The sequence below is a fragment of the Celeribacter persicus genome (genome assembly GCF_003050785.1).
In the GTDB taxonomy this organism is placed as follows: domain Bacteria; phylum Pseudomonadota; class Alphaproteobacteria; order Rhodobacterales; family Rhodobacteraceae; genus Celeribacter; species Celeribacter persicus.
The window spans coordinates 37,110-57,939 of the sequence record NZ_QAOH01000017.1 but is presented as its reverse complement, the minus strand read 5'-3'; the positions used below and the strand labels follow the sequence as shown (position 1 = coordinate 57,939).

General features: G+C 61.6%; 20 protein-coding genes. 4 read left to right on the top strand and 16 right to left on the bottom strand.

The window, feature by feature from the left end; all coding sequences use genetic code 11:
• Nucleotides 1–74: 74 nt before the first annotated feature.
• Nucleotides 75–1,172 (top strand): tyrosine-type recombinase/integrase, encoded by a 1,098-nt coding sequence (locus C8N42_RS16900; RefSeq protein ID WP_038069793.1) that lies wholly within the window; start codon nt 75–77, stop codon nt 1,170–1,172.
• A 12-nt stretch (nt 1,173–1,184) separates the two neighbouring features.
• On the opposite strand, the gene repC is transcribed toward C8N42_RS16900, so the two are convergent.
• The 4 genes from repC to C8N42_RS16880 form a co-directional block, all read right to left on the bottom strand.
• On the bottom strand, nt 1,185–2,465 hold the full coding sequence (gene repC / locus C8N42_RS16895) for a plasmid replication protein RepC (RefSeq protein ID WP_074854998.1): 1,281 nt from the start codon (nt 2,463–2,465) through the stop codon (nt 1,185–1,187).
• 160 nt (nt 2,466–2,625) lie between these two features.
• Entirely contained in the window at nt 2,626–3,621 is a 996-nt protein-coding gene (gene repB, locus C8N42_RS16890; protein ID WP_038069770.1) for a plasmid partitioning protein RepB, read from the bottom strand.
• 103 nt (nt 3,622–3,724) lie between these two features.
• Nucleotides 3,725–4,936: a plasmid partitioning protein RepA gene (gene repA, locus C8N42_RS16885; RefSeq protein ID WP_038069768.1), complete on the bottom strand. Its 1,212-nt coding sequence runs from the start codon at nt 4,934–4,936 to the stop codon at nt 3,725–3,727.
• A 494-nt stretch (nt 4,937–5,430) separates the two neighbouring features.
• A complete protein-coding gene (locus tag C8N42_RS16880; protein WP_017470241.1) occupies nt 5,431–5,769 on the bottom strand; it encodes a DUF736 domain-containing protein in 339 nt (112 codons plus the stop codon).
• 636 nt (nt 5,770–6,405) lie between these two features.
• On the opposite strand from C8N42_RS16880, the gene C8N42_RS16870 reads away from it, so the two are divergent.
• Together C8N42_RS16870 and C8N42_RS16865 are read left to right on the top strand one after the other, a co-directional pair.
• A complete protein-coding gene (locus C8N42_RS16870; RefSeq protein WP_038068091.1) occupies nt 6,406–6,747 on the top strand; it encodes a type II toxin-antitoxin system RelE/ParE family toxin in 342 nt (113 codons plus the stop codon).
• A complete protein-coding gene (locus tag C8N42_RS16865; protein ID WP_038068090.1) occupies nt 6,744–7,037 on the top strand; it encodes a helix-turn-helix domain-containing protein in 294 nt (97 codons plus the stop codon). Before C8N42_RS16870 ends, C8N42_RS16865 begins: the two co-directional genes overlap by 4 nt.
• An 8-nt stretch (nt 7,038–7,045) precedes the next feature.
• On the opposite strand, the gene C8N42_RS16860 is transcribed toward C8N42_RS16865, so the two are convergent.
• The 11 genes from C8N42_RS16860 to C8N42_RS16810 form a co-directional block, all read right to left on the bottom strand.
• Entirely contained in the window at nt 7,046–7,957 is a 912-nt protein-coding gene (locus tag C8N42_RS16860) for a DUF2493 domain-containing protein (protein ID WP_038068089.1), read from the bottom strand.
• 298 nt (nt 7,958–8,255) lie between these two features.
• Complete coding sequence (locus tag C8N42_RS16855) at nt 8,256–9,302, bottom strand: DUF7146 domain-containing protein (protein ID WP_038068088.1); 1,047 nt, start codon at nt 9,300–9,302, stop codon at nt 8,256–8,258.
• A complete protein-coding gene (locus tag C8N42_RS16850; protein ID WP_107817725.1) occupies nt 9,299–13,696 on the bottom strand; it encodes a strawberry notch-like NTP hydrolase domain-containing protein in 4,398 nt (1,465 codons plus the stop codon). The genes C8N42_RS16855 and C8N42_RS16850 overlap by 4 nt, the downstream gene beginning before the upstream one ends.
• Nucleotides 13,697–13,822: 126 nt before the next feature.
• The gene (locus tag C8N42_RS16845; RefSeq protein ID WP_038068086.1) at nt 13,823–14,122 is read right to left on the bottom strand and encodes a type II toxin-antitoxin system RelE/ParE family toxin; all 300 of its coding nucleotides are present in this window, start codon (nt 14,120–14,122) and stop codon (nt 13,823–13,825) included.
• Nucleotides 14,115–14,366 (bottom strand): type II toxin-antitoxin system ParD family antitoxin, encoded by a 252-nt coding sequence (locus C8N42_RS16840; RefSeq protein WP_009827037.1) that lies wholly within the window; start codon nt 14,364–14,366, stop codon nt 14,115–14,117. Before C8N42_RS16840 ends, C8N42_RS16845 begins: the two co-directional genes overlap by 8 nt.
• 50 nt (nt 14,367–14,416) lie before the next feature.
• A complete protein-coding gene (locus C8N42_RS16835; RefSeq protein ID WP_107817724.1) occupies nt 14,417–15,061 on the bottom strand; it encodes a hypothetical protein in 645 nt (214 codons plus the stop codon).
• Between the two features lie 105 nt (nt 15,062–15,166).
• Complete coding sequence (locus C8N42_RS16830; RefSeq protein ID WP_107817723.1) at nt 15,167–15,643, bottom strand: DUF6915 family protein; 477 nt, start codon at nt 15,641–15,643, stop codon at nt 15,167–15,169.
• A gap of 1 nt (nt 15,644) precedes the next feature.
• Entirely contained in the window at nt 15,645–16,028 is a 384-nt protein-coding gene (locus C8N42_RS16825) for a DUF6878 family protein (RefSeq protein ID WP_038068105.1), read from the bottom strand.
• A 77-nt stretch (nt 16,029–16,105) separates the two neighbouring features.
• Complete coding sequence (locus C8N42_RS16820) at nt 16,106–16,402, bottom strand: hypothetical protein (RefSeq protein WP_038068079.1); 297 nt, start codon at nt 16,400–16,402, stop codon at nt 16,106–16,108.
• 115 nt (nt 16,403–16,517) lie between these two features.
• Nucleotides 16,518–16,898, bottom strand: coding sequence for a DUF3768 domain-containing protein (locus C8N42_RS16815; RefSeq protein ID WP_038068078.1), 381 nt, complete (start codon nt 16,896–16,898; stop codon nt 16,518–16,520).
• Between the two features lie 126 nt (nt 16,899–17,024).
• Complete coding sequence (locus C8N42_RS16810; protein WP_107817722.1) at nt 17,025–19,196, bottom strand: ParB/RepB/Spo0J family partition protein; 2,172 nt, start codon at nt 19,194–19,196, stop codon at nt 17,025–17,027.
• A 105-nt stretch (nt 19,197–19,301) separates the two neighbouring features.
• Here C8N42_RS16810 and C8N42_RS16805 point away from each other — a divergent pair, with 105 nt between their 5' ends.
• The gene (locus C8N42_RS16805) at nt 19,302–20,243 is read left to right on the top strand and encodes a hypothetical protein (protein ID WP_245739654.1); all 942 of its coding nucleotides are present in this window, start codon (nt 19,302–19,304) and stop codon (nt 20,241–20,243) included.
• Nucleotides 20,244–20,300: 57 nt separating this feature from the next.
• Here the strand turns inward: C8N42_RS16805 and C8N42_RS16800 are convergent, their stop codons facing one another.
• Entirely contained in the window at nt 20,301–20,717 is a 417-nt protein-coding gene (locus C8N42_RS16800) for a MerR family transcriptional regulator (RefSeq protein WP_038068073.1), read from the bottom strand.
• Nucleotides 20,718–20,830 lie beyond the last annotated feature (113 nt).

The following is a 20,830-nucleotide window of genomic DNA, read 5'->3' as shown; positions in this document are numbered from 1 at the left end:
CCGCCCCGCCTTGTCGTTCCTGTTTATGTCCAATAAGTTTGCATTATCGGACATGAAGTAATATGCTCTGCGATATGTCAGAAAACAACGAGAAATCGAGCTCATCCGCGCCAAACGGGTCTTCGGTCAACGAGGACAACGAGAGAGATCACCGTGACGGCGACGCTTTAAGCCTGCCGTCCTTTGTGGCCGGCTCTGGCACCCTTGATCGGCTGGTGGACACCGCGCGCGACTATGCCCGCGCCGCGGCCTCGGACAAGACGCTGAAGGCCTATGCGAAAGACTGGGCGCATTTCGCGCGATGGTGCCGGATGAAGGGCGCGGAGCCTCTGCCCCCGTCGCCCGAAATGATCGGGCTCTACCTTGCGGACCTGGCGTCCGGTTCGGGCCTCTCCCCTGCCCTTTCGGTATCGACAATCGAACGCCGCCTTTCCGGCCTCGGTTGGAACTACGCGCAGCGAGGGTTCACTCTCGATCGCAAGAACCGCCACATCGCCACCGTACTGGCCGGGATCAAACGCAAACACGCCCGTCCGCCGGTGCAGAAGGAAGCGATCCTGGCCGAGGACATCCTCGCGATGGTAGCCACCCTTGCTTTCGACCTGCGCGGGCTGCGGGATCGGGCCATCTTGCTCCTCGGCTATGCAGGTGGTCTGCGTCGGTCGGAAATCGTCAGCCTCGACGTACATAAGGACGACACACCGGATTCCGGCGGTTGGATCGAGATCTTCGACAAAGGCGCCCTGCTCACCCTCAATGCCAAGACCGGCTGGCGTGAGGTCGAGATCGGACGCGGCTCGAAGGATCAAACCTGCCCCGTGCATGCGCTCGAACAATGGCTGCACTTCGCCAAGATCGACTTCGGTCCAATCTTCGTCGGCACCTCGCGCGATGGCAAACGCGCATTGGAAACGAGACTGAACGACAAGCATGTCGCGCGCCTGATCAAGCGCACGGTTCTGGACGCCGGCATCCGGTCGGACCTGCCTGAGAAAGACCGCCTGGCGCTGTTCTCCGGCCATTCGTTGCGCGCCGGTCTCGCCAGCTCCGCCGAAGTCGACGAGCGCTACGTCCAGAAGCAGCTTGGCCACGCCTCGGCCGAGATGACCCGCCGCTATCAGCGGCGCCGCGACAGGTTCCGGGTAAACCTGACCAAAGCCGCCGGTCTCTGAGCCCCTGCCCTATCACGCCGCCTGCCCACTGAGCCTACCATAGAAGCTGCGCTCGAGATGCAGCTCCCCTGCCCCGGCTTTCTCTACCATGCCCCGCAGATAGCCGCCCGGCGAGGCAACCTCGCCCGCACTGTGCTTCTCGAAGACGAGGGCAAACGCGGCCGTGGCCACCTGGGTGCCCATTCGGTCCTGCGCCACGTTCCAGGCATGCTCAGAGATCCCGATCATCGGCCTGAGTTGACCGGCAACCCGGTGCAGATCGCCCCAATCCTTGAGGAATCCACCCAAATTCCGCGCCCAGGACGCGAATTCCGGACAGGCCTGCATGATTGTCGGCAGGTCGAGCGCTGTGCGCTTCTTGCGCACCTCGGCAACCCAGTCTTCCAGCTCCCTGTCAACCCGCTCTTCCGGTGGCGCATTGGGCACCACACCCGCAGCTTCCTCTTTTTCAGAGGAATTACTAGTTACAGGATCAAGTTGGTTTGTAATTAGTATATGAGGTTCAGAAATGACCTCCCTGGGGTTCATTTCTTGAGTCTTCTCCATGACTTGGGCATCTTTATCATCGGTGTTTTCCACAGGTTTCGCCGCGCCCGTCGCTTTGAGATAGGCCGCCTCAACCCGTTCCTGGAGTTCCTTGAACCATGTGAACAAGCGCACCAGCTGTTCGGACGCTTCGTGTCGGCGCGGTAGCCGGTCGAGAAGCTCTTCGAAAAGCCCCGTGAATTGCCTCCAGGGCCCGCGCAACGCGCTGCTGAGAGCTGCCTCGATCCGGGCTCGGATCATCCGGCGCGCCACAGTGATCTGGCGCTTCAGGCGCTGGCAGAGTTCGCGCTCGGCCTGCAAATCGGCATGCAGTTCCTCGAACTCCTCGACACGGGCTGAAAGCGGCGACAGATCGAAGCCATAGGCCTCGACGATCCGCCCCTCTGCGTCCCTGCGGCCCCACCGCTTGCCATTGGGGCTATCCTGGAAGGAGATCACGCCGATCTCAGCAAGGCGCCGCGCGTGGCGCTTGAGGGCAGACAGCGAAAAACCCGTTTGCTCCATCAGATAGGCGTTCGACGCCCAGACGATCGGACGCTGCCCCTCCTCCCAATCCTGGGCCTGAGTGAAGGCCCCCAGTGTATCGAGGAGCATCATGTCGCCGGCTTTCAGGCCGATATGTGCCCCCACGCGCTTGAGTGCCACGAAGGCCCGTGTTTTGGGTACTGCTACCCGTTCACCGGCTTGGGCAAGTTGCTCAGCAACCCCAAGACCCGGTGTCGGCTTGCGCCAACCTGTATGTTTCATGCCTGTATCTCACCTCCGGTTAGTTGGAGGCAAAAGAAAGCCGTTCGCTCAGGAGCGTTCGTCGTTGACAGTGATTCGTGGGAGAGGTATCTTCTAAGCGACCAAACTTTTCAGATTAGCTCTCAGGCCACACTGCTTGGGGGCTTTTCTTTTGCCTAGATCATTGTTCCGACTGCTCCTCTTTTGTCGCGAGGAAATCGCTGTAGAGCTGATCCAGTCGACCGGAGAGAAAGTCCCCGAACTCGGTTGAATCTTGCGCCGTTAGCGAAATACTGAATGCCTTACCGGACCGCCCGATGACGCCTTTGATGCGGCCTTTGCCGGCGGTCCAGGTGCGTTTTTTGGGCGCAGCGCGTGCTTTACGGCGCTTCGGCGCCCTGCCGGCTTCTGCCAGTTTGCTGTGCAAGAACTCGAAGCGAGCATCACTATCGAGATGCTGAAACCCGTCAAACTCCAAGGCTACTTTCAGGATCTTGTCATTCGCGGGCTCCAAAGCCAGCTTTTTGAAATCCTCCCAACGATCCCGTCCGATCTGCTTGGCTGGGCCAATCTGCTCGATAACGTCCCGCGGAACGTTCTGAGCCACCGAGAGCATGCGCGAAAGCAGTGTCCCATCAATGGTCAACGCGGCTTGGATCACATCCTTTGCCTGCCCCATATCCAAGAGATTCTTCGCGAACAGCGCCTTCTCGATGAACGAGAGATCTGCGCGTGCCGTATTTTCCTGCCCTTGAGCAAGAATGTGCGCCACATCGTCCATTGGTTTGACAACAGCGCGAACCTTACGGTTGAGCGCCGACGCAACTCGCACACGGCGATGCCCGAAGACGATCATATAGCGGCCGTCTAATTCCGGATGCGGGCGAAGCAATACTGGTGTGTCCTGGCGGCCGGCAGCGATCGATGCCTTCAGTTCATCGAACGCCTGATCGTCATCACTGAGGCGATCCGAGACAAAGGACACGTCGATCAATTGTGGATCGATCTCCACAATCGTTTCCCCTTCGAGGAGACGCTTCGAGTTCTCCGCGAGGCTGTCGATTGAAACTTTCATCGACTTCGAAGCACCGCGCATTGCGTAACCAGAGCGGCCAGAATCCTTGGGTTGCTCAGGGGAACCGCTCATGACGCTTTTCAGGAGGTCTTTCCGAGCCATCAAGCTAACTCCTTTGCTTTGCGATCCAGCCCACGCTCTGCGCTCATCCGATCAGTTGCAAGGCTGTCAAAATCGGAGATCTGCACGGCTGTCAAAATGTCGGTCATTCGCGCCCCCAGGCCTTGTGAATCAGCTCTGCGATCTCGTCGTTCACGTCGTTCAAAGAAGTGACAGCGCGATCATAGGTGGTCCGGACAAACTGCGACCGCTCGACTTCGTAGAGCGTCTGCTTCGTGATCCCTGCGTCGGATATCGCGGTCGATTTCAACACTGGAGCCGACAGCATCTGATTTGGAAACATTGCCTGGAGGAACCCGACCATCTGCTTTTGGGGGCCGTCCGTCGGTTCAAATCGCGTTACGAGGTAACGGAACCACTTCAGGCGCATGTTCGCTCCAGCGTCACGGATCGTCTTCATGATCCCGCCCAACATCAGAAGAAACTGGCTCATCGACATGACGTCCAGCATCTGAGGATGGACGGTCACAATCACCGAAGATGAGGCCGTCAGAGCGGTGAGCGTCAGGTAGCCCAACTGAGGGGGGCAGTCGATTACGACCACATCATAGCGCTCATCAACCTCGCCGAGCGCTTTGGATATCCGAGTGAAGAAGGTTCGGCCCTCATGGGGGTCGCTGCTCGTCAGTGCAACCGGGGTATCATATTCGTACTCTTGCAGTTCGAGGCTTGCCGGAACGATATCCAGATTTGGAAAGTTTGTCGGTCGGATTACTTCGGAGATGGGCTTGCGCTCGTCATCATACCGTAGTGTCTCATACAACGATGGCACGTTGTCGAGTTCAGGCTGAATACCGTGCAAAGCTGTCAGCGAAGCTTGAGGATCCAAGTCGATCGCAAGAACGCGATGCCCCTTCAGCGCCAAATGCTGAGCGAGATGAGCTGCGGTGGTGGTCTTTCCGCTGCCCCCTTTGAAGTTCACGACAGACACAACGTGCAACTCTTCGCCTGGCTGTCGGTAGGGCACATATCGACGCTTGCCGGGCCGACCATGTTTGTCCAGATAAGCTCTCAGCTCGAGCATCTGCTCCGCAGAGTAGCTACGCCTTCCGGATGACGACGTTTCAGGCTCGGGGCCTTTGCCCTCGAGGTGAAGCTTCTTGATGGTCGACTGGGTTACGCCAAGATAGTAGGCAACCTCCGCCAGCGAAAACTGACGTAGACCTTTCTGGGCATCTGGAGGATACTGTTCTTGCCGCAACATATTGAGACGGTCAGAAATCAACTCTCCCTGCTGAAGGATGATCTCGTCGAAGGGTTGATCCTTCGTATCAGCCTTGAATGACCTATCTCGCATCCGCCTGCCCTCTAAATATCGCTTTTTCAGCGATTTCGCTCTTTAAAGTGTCATCTACACGGAAAAATGAGTCTTAACAACGATTTTCACCCAGAGGTTCGAACCCACTCGATGCACCAGGCGGTTTAGATGCGGCGACAACCTGTAGCGATCACGGAACACCGCGACTCAATATATAGGGACAATAGCGACATCTTCGACGCAGATATTGGGTCATGTCTCGCGGCGATACCTCTGTAACCATCTGTTTTATTTTGAATTTATGCGACTGCACGGCTGTCAAAACACATGCAGATCTAGGACTCGAAACGCCCGACAGCACCTCGAAACCTAGGGTGCCAAAACGAACAGTATCGGCCGGGCCTTACAAACGGACTATGATCATTTGCTGCCGTTCCGCTCTTCAATCACGGCAGACCAACATATAACCAAGTCGTTTCGGGGGCCTAGAAGGCAGCGGAAATCGGCTGGGTTGCCCCAGCCGATTCTTTGCGTCACGCGGCGTCTTTCGGCCCCCAGGGGATGACGGCCTGCAGGGACAGATCGTCCTGGTTCGCGGCCTTGCCGAGGTTGGCGTTGAAGCCATGGTCGCGGATGGTCAGCGTGTAGTAGTCAGCGCCGGTCTCCTTGTTCTGCTTCTTCCAGATGCCGCCGCACTCGACCAGCTTGCCGCGCGGGGAGCGGCCGAGGACGCGGTGCGTGGGGGCCATCGGGTTCGTGCTCGCGACGGGTTCGACCGTGATGTCGAGGTCGAAGGTCAGGGTCGAGATGGAGCCGACGCCCTTGGCGGTTTCGATGTCGGCGCTGGTGAATTTGATGCAGTTCGTGGTCATTGCTCTTCTCCTTGTTTGCGTTGCAATGATGGTCACCTTGCAGCTGGCCAAGGCCCGGCCACACCGAAGGCGAAGCGCAGCGGAGAGGGGCAGGCGCCGGTCTTTTTGCTCCGCGAGGAATGGCCCGCAGGGTCAGGGGAAAAAGATCGGCGACAACCTTTGTGGACGGGACGACAGCTGCGACCAGCATGTCATGCAACTCAGACAAAGGGAGAAGTGCGGGGGCCACGAAGGAAGGTGAGTGAACAGACGAGGGAGATGCCAGGGACCTTGGCACCCTTCTAAACTGATCGCTGATAAGACAAAACCCAGACGTCAAAGTCGCATCCACAGGATCACTACCGCGCCCATTGTCTTCGCGAAAGCGCCCACGATGCAGATGAGTACTCGAGGCGGTCAGAGCGTGGAACGAAAGGCCGGGTCGTCACGTGACACCGCAACCATCCAATCGCCCGAAATGAGAGCCCGGCTGGTCGGTTCGGTCAATACATACGACAGGACACTTGGCCATTGGTCGCCGCAACCAACTGAAAGGGCATACTGCCTGACTCGTGCAACCGTCGCTGACTTGCCCTTCCAGTGTGCATGCTATACGTCATTGACACATACGCCGCCGAAACCTATATGGAACTTAACATGACGCGATTGCAAACAGTGGTCGAACTGCCCGAATTCCAAAGGCGCGCCAAGGCAATCATGTCGGACCAGGAACGTGAGGCGGCGATCAACTTCATTGCCGCCAATCCGGAAGCGGGCATCTCTCTCGGCGGCGGGCTGCGCAAGGTCCGCATTCCGAGAGAGGGGAGCGGCAAGAGCGGCGGCTTCAGGACGGTGTATGTCTTTGGCGGGACCCATATGCCGATCTTTCTGATCACGGTCTTCGCCAAGAATGAGAAAGCCAACCTGTCAAAGACCGAACAGGCTGCTGCGGTAGAGATGAGCAAGGCGCTTGTCGCGAAATATGGAGACGCAACATGAGTGCATTTGAATCCGTATCCAAGGGCCTCGAAGAGGCTCTGGCCTTCGCGAATGGTGATTTGGCCGACGCCAAAGTGCATGAAGTGTCCGTGGCGGAGGTCGATGTCGCCGAAGTCCGGCAACGGACGGGCCTGTCCCAGGCCGAGTTTGCGAAGAGCATTGGCGTCGCGAAAGGTACGCTCCTGAACTGGGAACACGGGCGCCGGCACCCGACAGGCCCAGCACAGGTTCTGCTGGCATTGATCGCCAAGAAGCCTTCCGTCGTACAGGACCTCTTGCGCGGGGCGTGAACCGGGGCCTAAGCCCCGATCCTCTTGATGCGGATTCCGAGCTTGCGGGCCTTGTCGACGATGTTCTCGGTGATGCCCGAACCGGGCGTGGCAATCAGACCCTGCGGCATGGTCTCGAGCATCTTGTCGTTGCGCTTGAAGGGGGCGGCCTTGCCGTGGTTCTTCCAGTCGGGCTTGAAGACCACCTGGGTGACGCCACGGGTATCTGCCCAGCGGGCCGCGATCATCTCGGCGCCCTTGGGCGTGCCTCCGTGCAAGAGCACCATGTCGGGGTATTTCGCATGGGTGGCATCGAGGACGGACCAGATCAGATCGTAAGCCTGATAGTCCCCGCCCGAGAAAGCGATCCGCGTGCCTTCGGGGCAGTGTACCTCGGTCTCCTTGCGGCGCTTGGCCGAGAGATAGGCCCGGCTGTCCACCACGGCGGAGGTGAGACCGCGATGGGAGACCTTTGATCCGGTGCGGGGCAGCCAGGGTGAACCGGTGGCGGCCGAGAAGTGGTCCACGGCCAGATCGCGCATCTGTTCGAAGGCGTCACGATGGTCCCAGAGCTTGAGCCCGATCATCTGGAGGCGCTCGAGCTCGACCGAGGCGACCTCGGAGCCGTCCTGGATTGCCAGACTTTCCCGGACCTCGAATTCGTTGTCGTCGAGGAGCTTCTGGATATGGGTCAGCCGGCGATGGAAGATCGAGGTGAGGGACCAGAGCATCTCTTCGAGATTGTCTTCCAATTGGCTGCCGGTGAGGAGGCCGATGGTGGTGTCGAAGAGGGTCGCCATGGCGAGATCGACCTCATCAGGTTGGGGCAGGGGGCGGTGATCGGTCTCGCCGGGTCCCGGTGTTGCGCCGTGAAGTGCCAGGTGGTCGAGGATGGCGGAGGTGACGCCGGTTTCCTCTTGGATGTCTGTCTGATGGGGCATTGTCTGGTTCCTCTGTTTGATCTGACCCGATTTGGATGGGGCGATACCAGGACCGGCGGCGACCGGGCCGCATCCGTCAGGATCGGAGCGCAGCGGAGAATGCGCCGCGGGCCGGAAAATTGTTCCCGCGAGGAATGAGCCGAAGGCTCAGGGGAATTTTCTGGTTCGGGGCGCATTGCTGCCCGGGCGAGGGGCACTCAGCCCCGACCCGCCGGTCCATCGCTCCCCTTTTCCAAACGGGATCAGATCGAACCTGCGGACCCTTTGCCCAGTCGGACATCCCCGGGGAGGTTGGCGGTCAGCCGTCCTCGATCTCCAGACCTTGTGTTTTCATGGCCTCGAGCAGGGAGCGGCGCAGCGCATCCTTGCCAAAAGCCCGCAGATCGTCGTTGAAATCGCCCATGTTCGGCACGAGATCACCACAGGCAATTCCAATAGATTCCAATTGGTTACGAAATCTCGTTGATGCGTTACGTCCAGCTTCGTCATTGTCTCGCACGATCCAGATGCGCGTGATCCCCGGCGGCGGGATGAAGAGGCCGAGATGGGTGGCGGTGAGACAGGAGGCGAGGTCGAATTCTGGCAGGGCGGTTCCGACCGAGAGGGTGTTCTCGAGCCCTTCGCCGACGATGAGATCGCTGCGAGGTGAGCCGGACCAGAAGCGGATGGCATGGCCGTGCAGCTGCCCGAGGATCCGTTTCGGGCTCTCGATCTCGGCCAAACCGCCGGTGGACGGGTCGAGATAGACCCTTGCGCATCCGGTGATCTGACCCCGATTGTCGGTGATCTTTGCGAGTAGGGCAGGGGCCCGTTCCGGCGGATCGGCGCCGTCCTCGCCCTGCCTGAGGAAGACCCGTGGGTGATAGCGGATCGCGGGACCGAAGCGCGTGATGCCGCGCCCTTGCAGATAGGTGGCGGCGAGGGTTCCAAGGACCGGCTTGCCCGCGGCGAAAAGTTTGCGCGCCCGCGCGATGCGTTTGCTGGAGGCTGCATCCGGGCGCTCAGCCCTTTGGGTGTCTCGAGGTACGGCAGGGCAGGGAGCTTCGCCGAGAAAGGATCGGGCTGCTCTCAGCGTTTCCTTCAACGTGGTTGAACCGAGCCGCTCGTGCAGCAGGTCGATCAGGTCGCCATATTCACCCGTCGCGAAATCTTGCCAGGACCCGGCTTTACGACCACCCTGCGCCTGCAGACGGATGGCGAGGCTCTGGCCCTTTGCACCGGACGTGTCGCCGACCTGCCAATAATTACCCAGCTTGCGCCCCTCGGGGAAATACTGGCGGCAGAAACTCTCGGCATGGTCTGCCAGATCGGCCGAGAGGTCCGCGATACTGTGGCGCGCGCTCATGCGGCGGCCTCCGATGTGCCGGCGCCAACCGGATGCTCGGCAAGGATCCGTGTCAGCACCTCGATGCCGTCGACCGGAATGAACACCCGCGTCTTCCACTGGATCACTTCCGTGAAACAGCCCATTGCCTTCAGTCCGGGCAGGGCCGCGCCTGAAGCACCTATCAGCTCAAGCCTCGGCTGCCCCATGACCAGCGACCGGCGCAGCTGATAGCCGCCGAGGAGGTTCAGGGTCGTTCTGGCTTCCATCACCGCGGCGAAGACCTCCTGCGGTTTCATCTCGATCTGACAATCGAGGCCGAGCCGCGCGTAGACATTGAGAAGCTGCTCTTGGCTGACAAGACGGCCGATGGCGCGTTCCCCATCCTCGGTCTGCAGGCGGTAGATGCGCATGTTGTCAGCGGGAAGCCGATCCCAGATCGGCAGAAGGAGGCCGCAGATCAGCGTGATCTTCGAGGTGGTGAACTCCGGCACCGCGTCAACCTCGGCCTGCCAGAGCTGTTCGAACATGGCATCATCGATCTCTTCCCAGTGCGATTTCGAGAACTCGGTCAGCGCGAGGATCTCGGTGGCCATGGGCCGCAAGAGCTTCACCCGAAGGATTGGCACACCATCCTCGTCCATGAAGGCCGGCGCCTTCACCATCAGGGCCGCGCGTTTGGAGGAGGTGTTCCAGCAGAGCGTCGCACCTTTTGTATCGGAGCAGATGGCTTTGACCCGGGGCAGGGTCAGCGGATCATTGCGATCGGTGCGCTCGACGGTCAGCGCGGTCGCCGTTGCGCCCGTCGCCTCGTGCTCGAAGATCACCTTGCGATCGACGATCTCGAACTTCTCCGCGCGCAAGGTTTCGAGACCGATATCGAGCGTGCCTGCCTGGCGCGCGTCCTCGATGATTGCCGAAAGAAACCCGCCGAAGGCCTCAAAGATCGCGTCCTGCATGTCGATCCTCAGCGCAAGGCAGCGATTCAGGAACTGCTGGATCGGCGGCAGATTCTCTTTCATCGTGCCATCCACCTCATCGAGCGTCAGCCCGGTCATCTCCTGAAACTTCGCGTAGGAGCAGGCATCGATCTTGCCCGCCCGCAGCTTGTAGAAGAACTGGCGCAGCGCAGCGCGGGCGTAGGGGCTTTCGAGATTGTCCTCTGCGCGGAACATGTTCTGGCCGCCCGTCTCGCGTTGCCCCTTGGTGATCGCCCCCAGCGTGTCGAGGCGACGCGCGATGGTGGAAAGAAACCGCTTCTCCCCCTTCACATTGGTCGCAACGGGTCGAAAGAGCGGTGGTTGCGCCTGATTGGTGCGGTTGGTACGCCCCAGCCCCTGGATCGCATTGTCGGCCTTCCAGCCGGGTTCCAGGAGGTAATGCACCCGGAGGCGCTGGTTCTTTGCCCCAAGATCGGCGTGGTAGCTGCGCCCGGTGCCACCGGCATCGGAGAAGATCAGGATGCGCTTGGCTTCATCCATGAAGGCCTGCGTCTCGCCGAGGTTGGAGGAGGCGGGGCGGTTCTCGACCTTGAGCCGCCCCTCACGCGTTTTTACGATGCGCCGCTTGCGTCCGGTGACCTCGGCCACCGCCTCCCCGCCGAAATGCCAGAGGATCTGGTCGAGCGCGCCCTGCACCGGGGCGAGGGCACCCAGATGCTGGACAAGATCGTCCCGCCGCCGCTCCGCCTCGCGGCAGATGATCGGGTTGCCATCGCCATCGAGGGCAAGGCGCGAGCGCAGATCGCCGTTCTCGTCGGTGTAGGGCTCGAAGAGTTGCGTCGGGAAGGAGTGCATCAGGTAATCCATGATGTTCTCCCTGGGCGTAAAATCGACCTGCAGATCATCCCACTCCGAAGGCGGGATATCCTCGAGTCGCCGTTCCATCACCGCTTCGCTGGTCGAAACCACCTGGATCACTGCAGAATGCCCCGCCGCGAGGTCCGCCTCGATAGAGCGGATCAGCGAGGGGCATTTCATGGCGGTGATGAGATGATTGAAGAAACGCTGCTTGTTGCTCTCGAAGGCCGAGCGCGCAGCGGATTTCGCCTGAGGGTTCAGCGTACCGGTCTCGGAGGAAATACCCGAGGCCTGAAGGGCGGCCTCCAAGTTGGTGTGGATGATCTGGTAGGCGTCGGCATAGCTGTCATAGATCGCGACCTGGGCGGGCGTCAGCTCGTGCACCAGCATCTCGTACTCGACCCCGGCATAGGAGAGCGAGCGTGCCAGATAAAGCCCGAGCGCCTTCAGGTCGCGCGAGATCATCTCCATGGCCGCAATTCCCCCGGCCTCCATCGCGGCGACAAACTCAGGCCTTGTCACGAAGGGAAAATCCCCGGTGCCCCAAAGGCCAAGGCGGGAAGCATAGGCGAGATTGCCGACGACCGTCGCGCCGGTGGCCGAGACGTAGAGCACCCGCGCATCCGGAACCGCGTTTTGCAACGCGAGGCCCGCAAGACCCTGCTGGGAGGCCTTTTTGTCGCCGCGGTCGGACTTTTCGCCGGCGGCATTCGCCATGGCGTGGCTTTCGTCGAAAGCGATGACCCCGTTGAACCCCTCGCCAAGCCAGGACGTCACCTGATCGAGGCGGGAGGCTTTCCCGTCGCGTTCAGCAGAACGCAGGGTGGCATAGGTGACGAAGAGGATGCCCTCTGGGAGACGGATATCGCTCCCCTGGCGGAATTTCGACAGTGGCACGATATCGATCTCGCGCCCCCCAAGCGCCATCCAGTCGCGCCGCGCATCCTCGATGAGCTTGTCGCTCTTCGAGACCCAGACCGCCCGTCGGCGTCCCTGCAGCCAGTTGTCGAGGATGATGCCCGCGACCTGCCGCCCCTTGCCGCAGCCGGTGCCGTCACCCAGGAACCAGCCCTTGCGCAGGCGAAACGCGCCTTCGTCGCCCTCGGCCGCCGCCATCAACTGGCCTTCGATCTCGCCGCGCTTGAACCAGCTCTTCAGGTGCGTCTCGTGGGCATTGCCCGCATAGATGACACTTTCCAGCTGCGGCGCAGAAAGAAGGCCGTCCTGAACGAGGTTCTTCGGCAGGATGGGACGATAGGTCGGCACGGGCGGCGGCACCGAGGCCATAGCGGTGGATTGCACCAGCGCGGTCGGATGTTCCGCCGCGCCATCGATCCTGATCGCCTGAAGGTCATAGGCCTCGTAGACCGTGTCCTGCAGCGTGCCGTCGGGTTGGCTCCAAGCCTTCGGCAGGTAGTCGATCGGGGCCGTCGCGATATCGTCAAACGGGTGCCTTGCGCGTTCTTCGGCAAGGGCACGGGTTTCCTTGCGCGCGGCATTGCGCAGGGCCTGCAGGTTGGTGCGGGTCGAAGCGGTCGGAGCCGACAGGGCTGTGCTGGTTGGGCAGGGTGGAGGGCTGCGGCGCACCGGGCAATGGGTCAGAACTGACGCGAGAAGTTCACCCGTGGTCGCGCAGATCGGATGGTAGACGGCCTCGCTTTCGACCGATGCGATCTCATCAGCGCCAGTCGCACGCTTGTCGATCACCGTCAGCCGCGTGTCGATCGTGGTGCCGTGTCGCGCGAAGACCTTGCCGTCGATCGCGGCGGAAAACACCACATCGGCGCTTTGGCCGATCCGCTGAAACGTCGACTGGAAGGATTTCGTCGAGGGGCGAAAACCCTCGCCCGTGATAACGACGAGACGCCCACCTGGCGAAAGGCGTGACAGGGCGGACAGAACGTGCTGACTGGTGGCCTGCCGGAACTTACCCTCGACATGGTTCGCTGCGGAGAAGGGCGGGTTCATCACGATGACAGAGGGCGTGATCGACCGATCCAGCCGGTCGTCGATCGACGCGGCATCGTGATCCGAGACGACGGCACCGGGGAACAGCTGTCCCAGCAGGGCGCGGCGGGTTTCCGCAAGTTCATTCAGCGCCAGGCGAGCACCGGAAATCCGGGCGAAGATCGCCAGCATGCCGGTCCCGGCCGAAGGCTCGAGCACCAGGTCGTCGCCCCGAAACCCCGCCGCCTGCGCAACAATGGCCGCGAGCGGAAGAGGGGTCGAGAATTGTTGCAAGCGCACGCTGTCTTCGGAACGCCGTGTGTGAGACGGGGCAAGAGCGGCAAGACGTTCGATCATGGTGAGGAAGGCCTGGGGGGAGCCGGCTTGACGTTGCATCAGTGCGCCGTAGCGCGCGAGCATCAGGATCTGGGCGACCTCTGCGGCTTCGTAAGCATCCTTCCAGATCCAGGAGCCGCTGGTGTCGCTGGCACCGAAGGCTTGCTCCATCGCAGTGCGAAGGGCGGCGGCGTCGATGGACCTGCCCGCCTCGAACAGGGGGACGAGGGCTTTCGCAACCTGCATCAGGTGTTGGGCGAAGCCCGGAGCCTCTGGCAGGGCAGGGGCGTCGGGCTCGGTTGCAAGTTGGACGGAATGGGGGTGAGCGTTCATCGGCAATCTCCGGGGTTGAGGGTTGGCCCCAAGCCCCGCGCGCACTCTCTCACCCGGGAGGGGTCACCCCTCCCGCCCTGCCTCTTGCTCTTTCATGGCAATGCCCCGCTGCGTGTTTGACCGGTGTCAGAACGGCCGCAGATGCCGCGGCACATCCATGGACTGATGCAGGACCCGGATCACGAAGATCCTGTCCGGGTCCACCTCGTAGAACACGAGGTGCCGACCCGTGATCAGTTTGCGCGCACCCTGCAAGAGATCGGAACAGTCAGACCCAATTTGAGGATTGGCGATCAATCCCTGCAGGGCACGCTCGATGTCGTCGAGATAACGATCCGCCTGCGCCTCGCCCCACTGTCGGTCGGTCTCGACCCAGATGTCGAGGAGATCGGATTTTGCCGCCTGAGAGTGATGAATGTCACGCATCAGAAGCGCCAGAGCGGCTCCGCGCGTCGCGCTTGATCTCATCCATGTCAAGCGGACCGGCGTCACCGGATTGTTTGCCCTCCATCAGCGCAACGCGAAGCCGCGCCCGCTGACCTTCCTGCTCCTCCATCAGGCGCAGAGAGGCGCGGATCAACTCGCTGGTTGACCCGTAACGCCCCTCTTTAAGCATCAGGGCGATGAATTCGTCCCAATGGGGGCCAAGTGTGACGCTTGTGCTTGCCATGCTCACCTCCGTAATACGCATGAATAAGATATATGAGTATTGTGGGCGTTTCAACTCGGGGGTGGGCTTGCGCCCTGTTCCGCAGCGGCGGGTCTTTGTACCTCTCGCAAAATCAGAGGATCTACAACCGCCCGAGCCTCGGACAGGCAGTCCAGCTTATAGTGCTCGAAGAACCCCCAACAGGCGTCGATCTCTTCACCGTCACGCTCGACGACATAGCCATAAACCCGTCCGCCGAGGTAGGCATCGAAGGTGACGATCTCAGCGCGCAGAATGTCCTTGGCCTTTTCGCGCATCGCCTTGGTGACTCGCTTCGCGCCGAACTCCTTTCGAACCGTTTCGAGCGTTACGTATACGAAGCCAACTTGGCCGGAATCCCACGGACAATGGAACCCGATGGTGTTCATCGCGAGGCCGGAATGGTCGTAGAGATACACGGGCAAGATGATTGCCTTGCGCTCGGCGCGCTCGCGGAGGCGATCCAGTGAGAGATCGCTCTGATCCGAGACGCCCGCAAGATCTCGCAGGAACGCCTCGGGGCAGTCGAACCGGTGGCTGTCCCCCAGCCGATAGCGTCCATGCCAGCAGATCAGCGTGCCGAGGTTGGACCACTCCCGTGGGCTTTCTGCATCCGGGTCATGGTAGATTTTGATGGTATGGCCTAGGCGGGCCTCCTCGTAGACGGGGTCTTGCATGTCGATATTCTTTCTTGAAACGCAATCGACCCGCCGAGCCGGTTAAGGCCCATGCGGGTCGATTGCGACGTGGTCAGGTGGTTGGTGAGTTTGCCGCTCGGCGGATCAGGCGGCGGCGCGGTTCTGGCGGTGCTGGACGTGCTCGACAGAGACCTTGAGAAGCCAGTCTTCGAAACCGAGAATTGTCTGGTGATTGGAGACCGCCTCGATCCAGACGGCGCGTGGATCGCTGCAGATCTGCGTCGGGTCGTTGTCGATCCGGCCATTGGCCATCCAAGGCTCAGGCTGAATGCGTCCGAGCCAGTCGGCCAGCGACGGGATGCGCCCCTGGCAGTCTTCGCGCACATGCTGCTCGCCAATCCAGCGGATCGGGACGACCCGGCCCGCGCTGTTGGTCAGGCTGCGACCGAACACCCGCTCGGCATCATAGATCCCGACGGTATGGTGTTTTTGGGCTCTGTGAACGAAAAGGCCTAGGTGCTCTTTGGATGAGTCAAACCAGTCATGCACGAACTGATAGTCGTCTGGAACACCGCCGAATTTTCGGGCAGAGCTTTCGGCGTGGTGGAGGGGATGTGCCATGTCAGAGCCCTTCATGTTCGGTGGTATTGGTTTCGATATAGCGGTTCGAGTGGCTGACATCGATCTTGTCGGTCTCGAGCGCCCAGGTGAGTTCGCCATAGCCGCCCTCGTTGTTCTCAAACCCAGGGCTCAGCGCATAGGCAAAGTCCCAGCCGAAATCTTCGGCCCGGCGCCGCAGCTCTTCCGTCAGGGTGATCGTGTCAGGGGTCACAACGACATCCTCGACATTGCCGGAATCGCCGTAGCCTTCGTATTGCACCTCGATGTTCGTTACGCCGAGGGTGCGCAGTTCGGAAAGAAGCGCCGCGCGGGTTTCTACCCGCTGTTCGGCAGCACGCCTCTGGGATTCTAGTATCTGCGCGTAGAAATCAGTCTCTTGTGTCATGTCTTTGATCCTTTGGAATTGAGGAAAGGGGAGGGCGACCATTACGCGAGGTCGCCCAGGAAGTTTCCTGCGGGGCTTCAGGCTGCCGCCGCGCCGCGCTGCTCAGCCGTCCGGTCAACCAGGTTGAAATAGAGGTTGTCGGTCGCGCGCTTGAACCCCGGCGGTTTGCGCGGGGCGAGACAGCGCACCGAGGCGCTGCAGCTCTCGCCGTGCTCCATCGCGAACTGCGTCACCTGGTCGATCAGGTCGTCCATGCCCGCGGCTTGAATGCGCTTCTCGGGGTAGCTCGCCAGCATCTGGAACTGGGTAACAACGAAGGCGCCATCGCGATGTGCGGGATAGAGGGTGATCTGGTAGTCGAGTGTCTTGGCCATCTCTGGTCTCCTGCGGCGGGCGGGACGCGGGTATCGCGCCCCTTGGAACCCGCCAGCGCGAAAGGACCGCCCTTGGTGCAAGGACGGTCCGAGGAGATGTTGGTGAAGAGGGGCGTCAGTATTCCGACGGCAGAAGCAGGGTCAGGACCCGGCGCGTTTGTTCCGGGTCGGATGGCTCGGGCGAGCCGTACATGTAGTCGGTGTCGAACAGGTCGAGCTTGAACCAGACTGTCGTGCCATCGAGGTCGATGACCCCCATCTCGTGCCAGCCATGAGGATCGCTGTCAGCGTTGAACGCATCAAACGAAGCAACGCGGCGGGTGAGAACAAGCTGGGCTTCAGGCCCAAGTGCTGAAACGCCGCGCGTCATGACGAACTGGCCCTGCGGCGCATCGACGGAGGGGGTGGTCCCGAGGATGGAGCGGCGAAAGGCATCATTATGAGCGGCAATCAGTGCGGCTTCCTTGACGGGATCGAGATCGAGTGTGGTGGTCATGGGATATCTCCGGGACGGGCCAGCCGATCCGACACCGGCTGCGTGAAACCCGTCAGCGGGAAAGGGCCGCCCTCTGCGCGAGGGCGGCCCAAAGTTCATGTCGTGATCAGATCGGTCTTCGCCGCGTCAGGCCGCATCCTCGCTCAGGAAGGCGGGCAAGGACGACGGTTCATCGCTCTCGGCGTCGGTCAGAGAATCTTCGGCGGACAAATCCCCCTCCTCGGCCTCCGGCGCATCGTTGCCCAAGTCGGCACCGGCCTCCGTCGCACCGGCAAACAGCAGCCCGTCAGGCAGCCAGCGCGTCGTCCTGGCAACCGTTGCGGCGTCGAAGCCTTCCGTCTCGCCGGCCGTTTCCGCGAAAGCCCGTTCCATCGCGGCTGCGATATCGCCCTTGCGCTCGCGATTGCGATCCTCGGCGTAATCGTCACCAATCAGTTTGCGCGCCGTGGCCACGGCATGGCCCTTGTTGACCCGACCCCAGTAGTTCTGCGCGGTCGGGCGCCAGCATGCCGCCACATCGACGTCAAGCCGCCCGCCGATCTCCTCGATGATCGGGGAGGGGCGATTGTCGGAGGAAAGCTGCGGCTTGACTGCCAGACCCGTCGCCCAGGCGAAAAGCGCTTGCTTGTCGGCAAGAGGCAGCGCCGACATCGCCTGGAAGTCCTCTGGTTTCTCCAAGGTCATCCAGTCGGTGGCGAGGTCCTGTTCCAGCGCCTCGAGCATTTTCTGGGCGACGGTATCCGCATGCAGTACCTCGCGGTTTTGCGCCTGGAAAGGACGGATCGAGATGTCGAGCGCCTCGTTGTTGTAGGACCGCCCCAAAGCCTGTTCGCAGAGCGCATAGAGCATCGCATCGAACGCCACCTCGAAATCCGCCGCCAGATGCGCCCTGAGGATGTACTGGCGCGTCGCGCGCAGATCGTCGGCCAGGCTCGCCGAAATCCCGTCCGCCTTGCGCAACGTCGCGGCCGGGTTCGAGCTCGGCACCGGCGTGGAGGAGGTCGGCGGCGTCACGTGTGGGCGGGCAGGGGATGGGGCATCACCCGCATCTGCAGTGATCTCTTCGGGCTCGGGCGCGGCGGGAATATCCTCGGGACGCACGAGGCCCTTCTCGACGCGTAACGCCCCGTCATGGCCGATTGTCAGAACGACACCGGCGATAGCGCGATCTTCGTTTGCGTAAGGTTGCCGTTCGCGCTGCAAGGCCTCGATCTCGCGGAGCCGCGGCTCGATGGCGTAGTATTCCTCGGTTTCGGCGTCGGTCCAATCCTCGCCGTCATTCTGCGCCGCCAGTTCTTCCTCGCGCGCGATGAGGCGTTCCTCTTCAGCGAGCAGGTCCGGATCAGGATCGATATCCTGCGGATAGACCCGCCCGAAACTGCGAAACGCGCCGTAATCCACCGAGAGATGCACTTCGACCCATTTCCACGCGGCCTCAAAGGGCTTGGCCGCGGCCTGCAGCTTCTCGATGGCCAGACGCTCTAGGAGCTCGGGGTTTTCCATATGGGCGCTGGCGCGATCGTCGAAGAGATCGCGCAAAAGAACGCCACCTGCAGCTTCGTAGGCCTTGATGCCGACAAAACGCCCCAAGGCCGAGTTCGCTGAATGCGCGGTCTCGGTCAGCTGGCGTTTAATGCTCTGCGGATGGATGTGATAGCCGCCCTTCATCGCGTTCCAGACCGCAAGCTGGCGATCATGATCGTCTGTCAGCGTGAAGGCCATGACGCATTCGAGGGTAAGGCCACCCGCACGGAACTGTTCGATGATCTCGGGCGCGACACGGGCGAGTTTGAGGCGGCGGCGCACCAGGTCGACGGAGACACCGAATTTCAGCGCGATCTCGTCCTCGGTGCGACCCTCACCGATCAGCGCCTCAAAAGCCTCGAACTGGTCTGCTGGGTGCATCGCAGCGCGCTGGAGGTTCTCCGTGGCAGAGGTGAGGATGGCGTTGCGCTCGTCCTCGACGAGGCAAGGCACCGGGTGGTCTGAGGGGATCACGCCGTCTTCGGCAAGCTGCTTCAGCGCCTTGAGGCGACGGCCGCCGGCATCGACCGCAAATCGTGTCTCTGACAACACATGAACCACCAGGTTCTGCTTAATGCCTGTCTCGCGGATGCTGGCGAGCAGTTCAGCGTCGTCGCTGGCACTTGCCGCAACTTTTCGAACGTTGAGAGGGCTCGGTTCCAGTTGATCGAGCGGGATTAGACGGATGTCGGTAGCGCCGTCAGTCGCGGTCGATCCGGCGGCTCCGGTTTTCTTCGCGGTGGCGGGTTTCGGGCGGGTTGAGGTCTTGGCCATGGTCAGGGTCCTTGTCACGCCGGACCCGGATGAGACTCTCTCTATCCTTTCAAGCCCGGCACCCGGGCTTCCCTTTCTCTGGCTCTATTCCAATTGCGGATCACCTTGCCACCAGGACCACGGGCCGAACTGCGTGAAGGCGAGGTCCTCGACGATTGGCGGAAAGCAGAGGCGGGTCATGCCGCGCGTCTTGCCCGTGTGGCCGGTCGCGTCGGCGCGCTGGACGACCGCCTGAAGCGCAGCCCGGAAGGATGGCGGCACAGGCTTGCCCTGATCGAGGCTGCCGACCTCAGCTGGTTCGCGGGTGACCGCATTGGCCCGGATCGCATTGCTATTTGGATATCCATGCGCCTGTCAGGCGTTCAAGAGGACCCCGCAGCACTGGCGCGTGTCGGTTGGGCGGTACGTCGTCTGACAGGGGGACCAGGCCCAAAGGTGGACCTTTCTGCCTTCCTCGATCGTCGCGATCCCAAGAACATGGTCGATGACGCCGAGCCTTTCGCGGATCGCGCGGGCGGTTGGCTGAACCTGATGGCGCAAGCCGCCGAGCTGCACCCGATAACCCGTGCCTGCGCGGGTTATCACCTCTGGAGCCTTGCGGGCCTTGGGCAGCAGGGCGATCGAATGGAAGCGGCAGTCACAGCCGCGCGGATTGTGGCCAGCGAGGGCGGGGGCGCCGTCTTTGCACCTCTGGCTATGGGCGGGGCAGGGGGGCTGCGCGCCAGCGGCCCACCCGCTGACCGTCTGGCGCGCTGGCTTGACGGGATGGAGACCGCATGCCTGACCGCAATGCGGCACCTTGACGATATCGAGGCATGGTCAGCGCGGGCAGAAACCGAGATGACCGCGCTCTCGGGAAAGACTCCGCGCGCCTTGCGCGCTGTGCTTACCGAATGGCCCCTTGTCTCTGCCCCGATGGGCGAGGTCCTGACCAACGCTAGCCGTGCCGCCGTTCAACGCAATATTGCCTGGATGGAAGCGCGAGGCCTTATCCGCGAGGTGACCGGCCAGGGGCGATTCAAGATATGGGTAGCGGCACGATCTTGAATCTTCCAGTTCGATGCATGGGAGCTTCAAGAGTTCGGGAAGTTCGTGTCATAGTTTTCAGTTTCCAGAAATCGCGTCGAGCACCGGACAGTTGGGGACTTCGGCGCCAGAACACCTGGATGCCGTTGCAGCGAGGACGGATTCGATCCGCCGGAGATCCGAGATCTTCGCCCGCACGTCCGCAAGGTGACGTTCTGTCCGCTCCTTGACCTCGGCGCAGGTCGGCGCGGCACCATCGTTGAGCCCCATCAGCCCGCGAATGTCCTCCATCGAGAACCCGAGCTCGCGGGCGCGCAGGATGAAGCGAAGGCGCGTGGCGTGTGCGGCGGAATATATCCGGTAGCCTGCGGCGCTGCGCGGCGGGTCGGGCAGCAGGCCGGTTTTCTCGTAATAGCGGATCGTCTCGATGTTGCATCCGGTCGCCCGGGCCAGGTCGCCGCGTGTTAAGCTGCTCTCGCTTTCGTGATCGATCATGGGGGTTTTCCTCTTGAGCCTGTAGCTACTACAGACCCTACACCCATCGTCAACCACAGACGAAAGGTGCGCGACATGGCGCTGACAGACGACAGAACTGACACCTCAGCAGC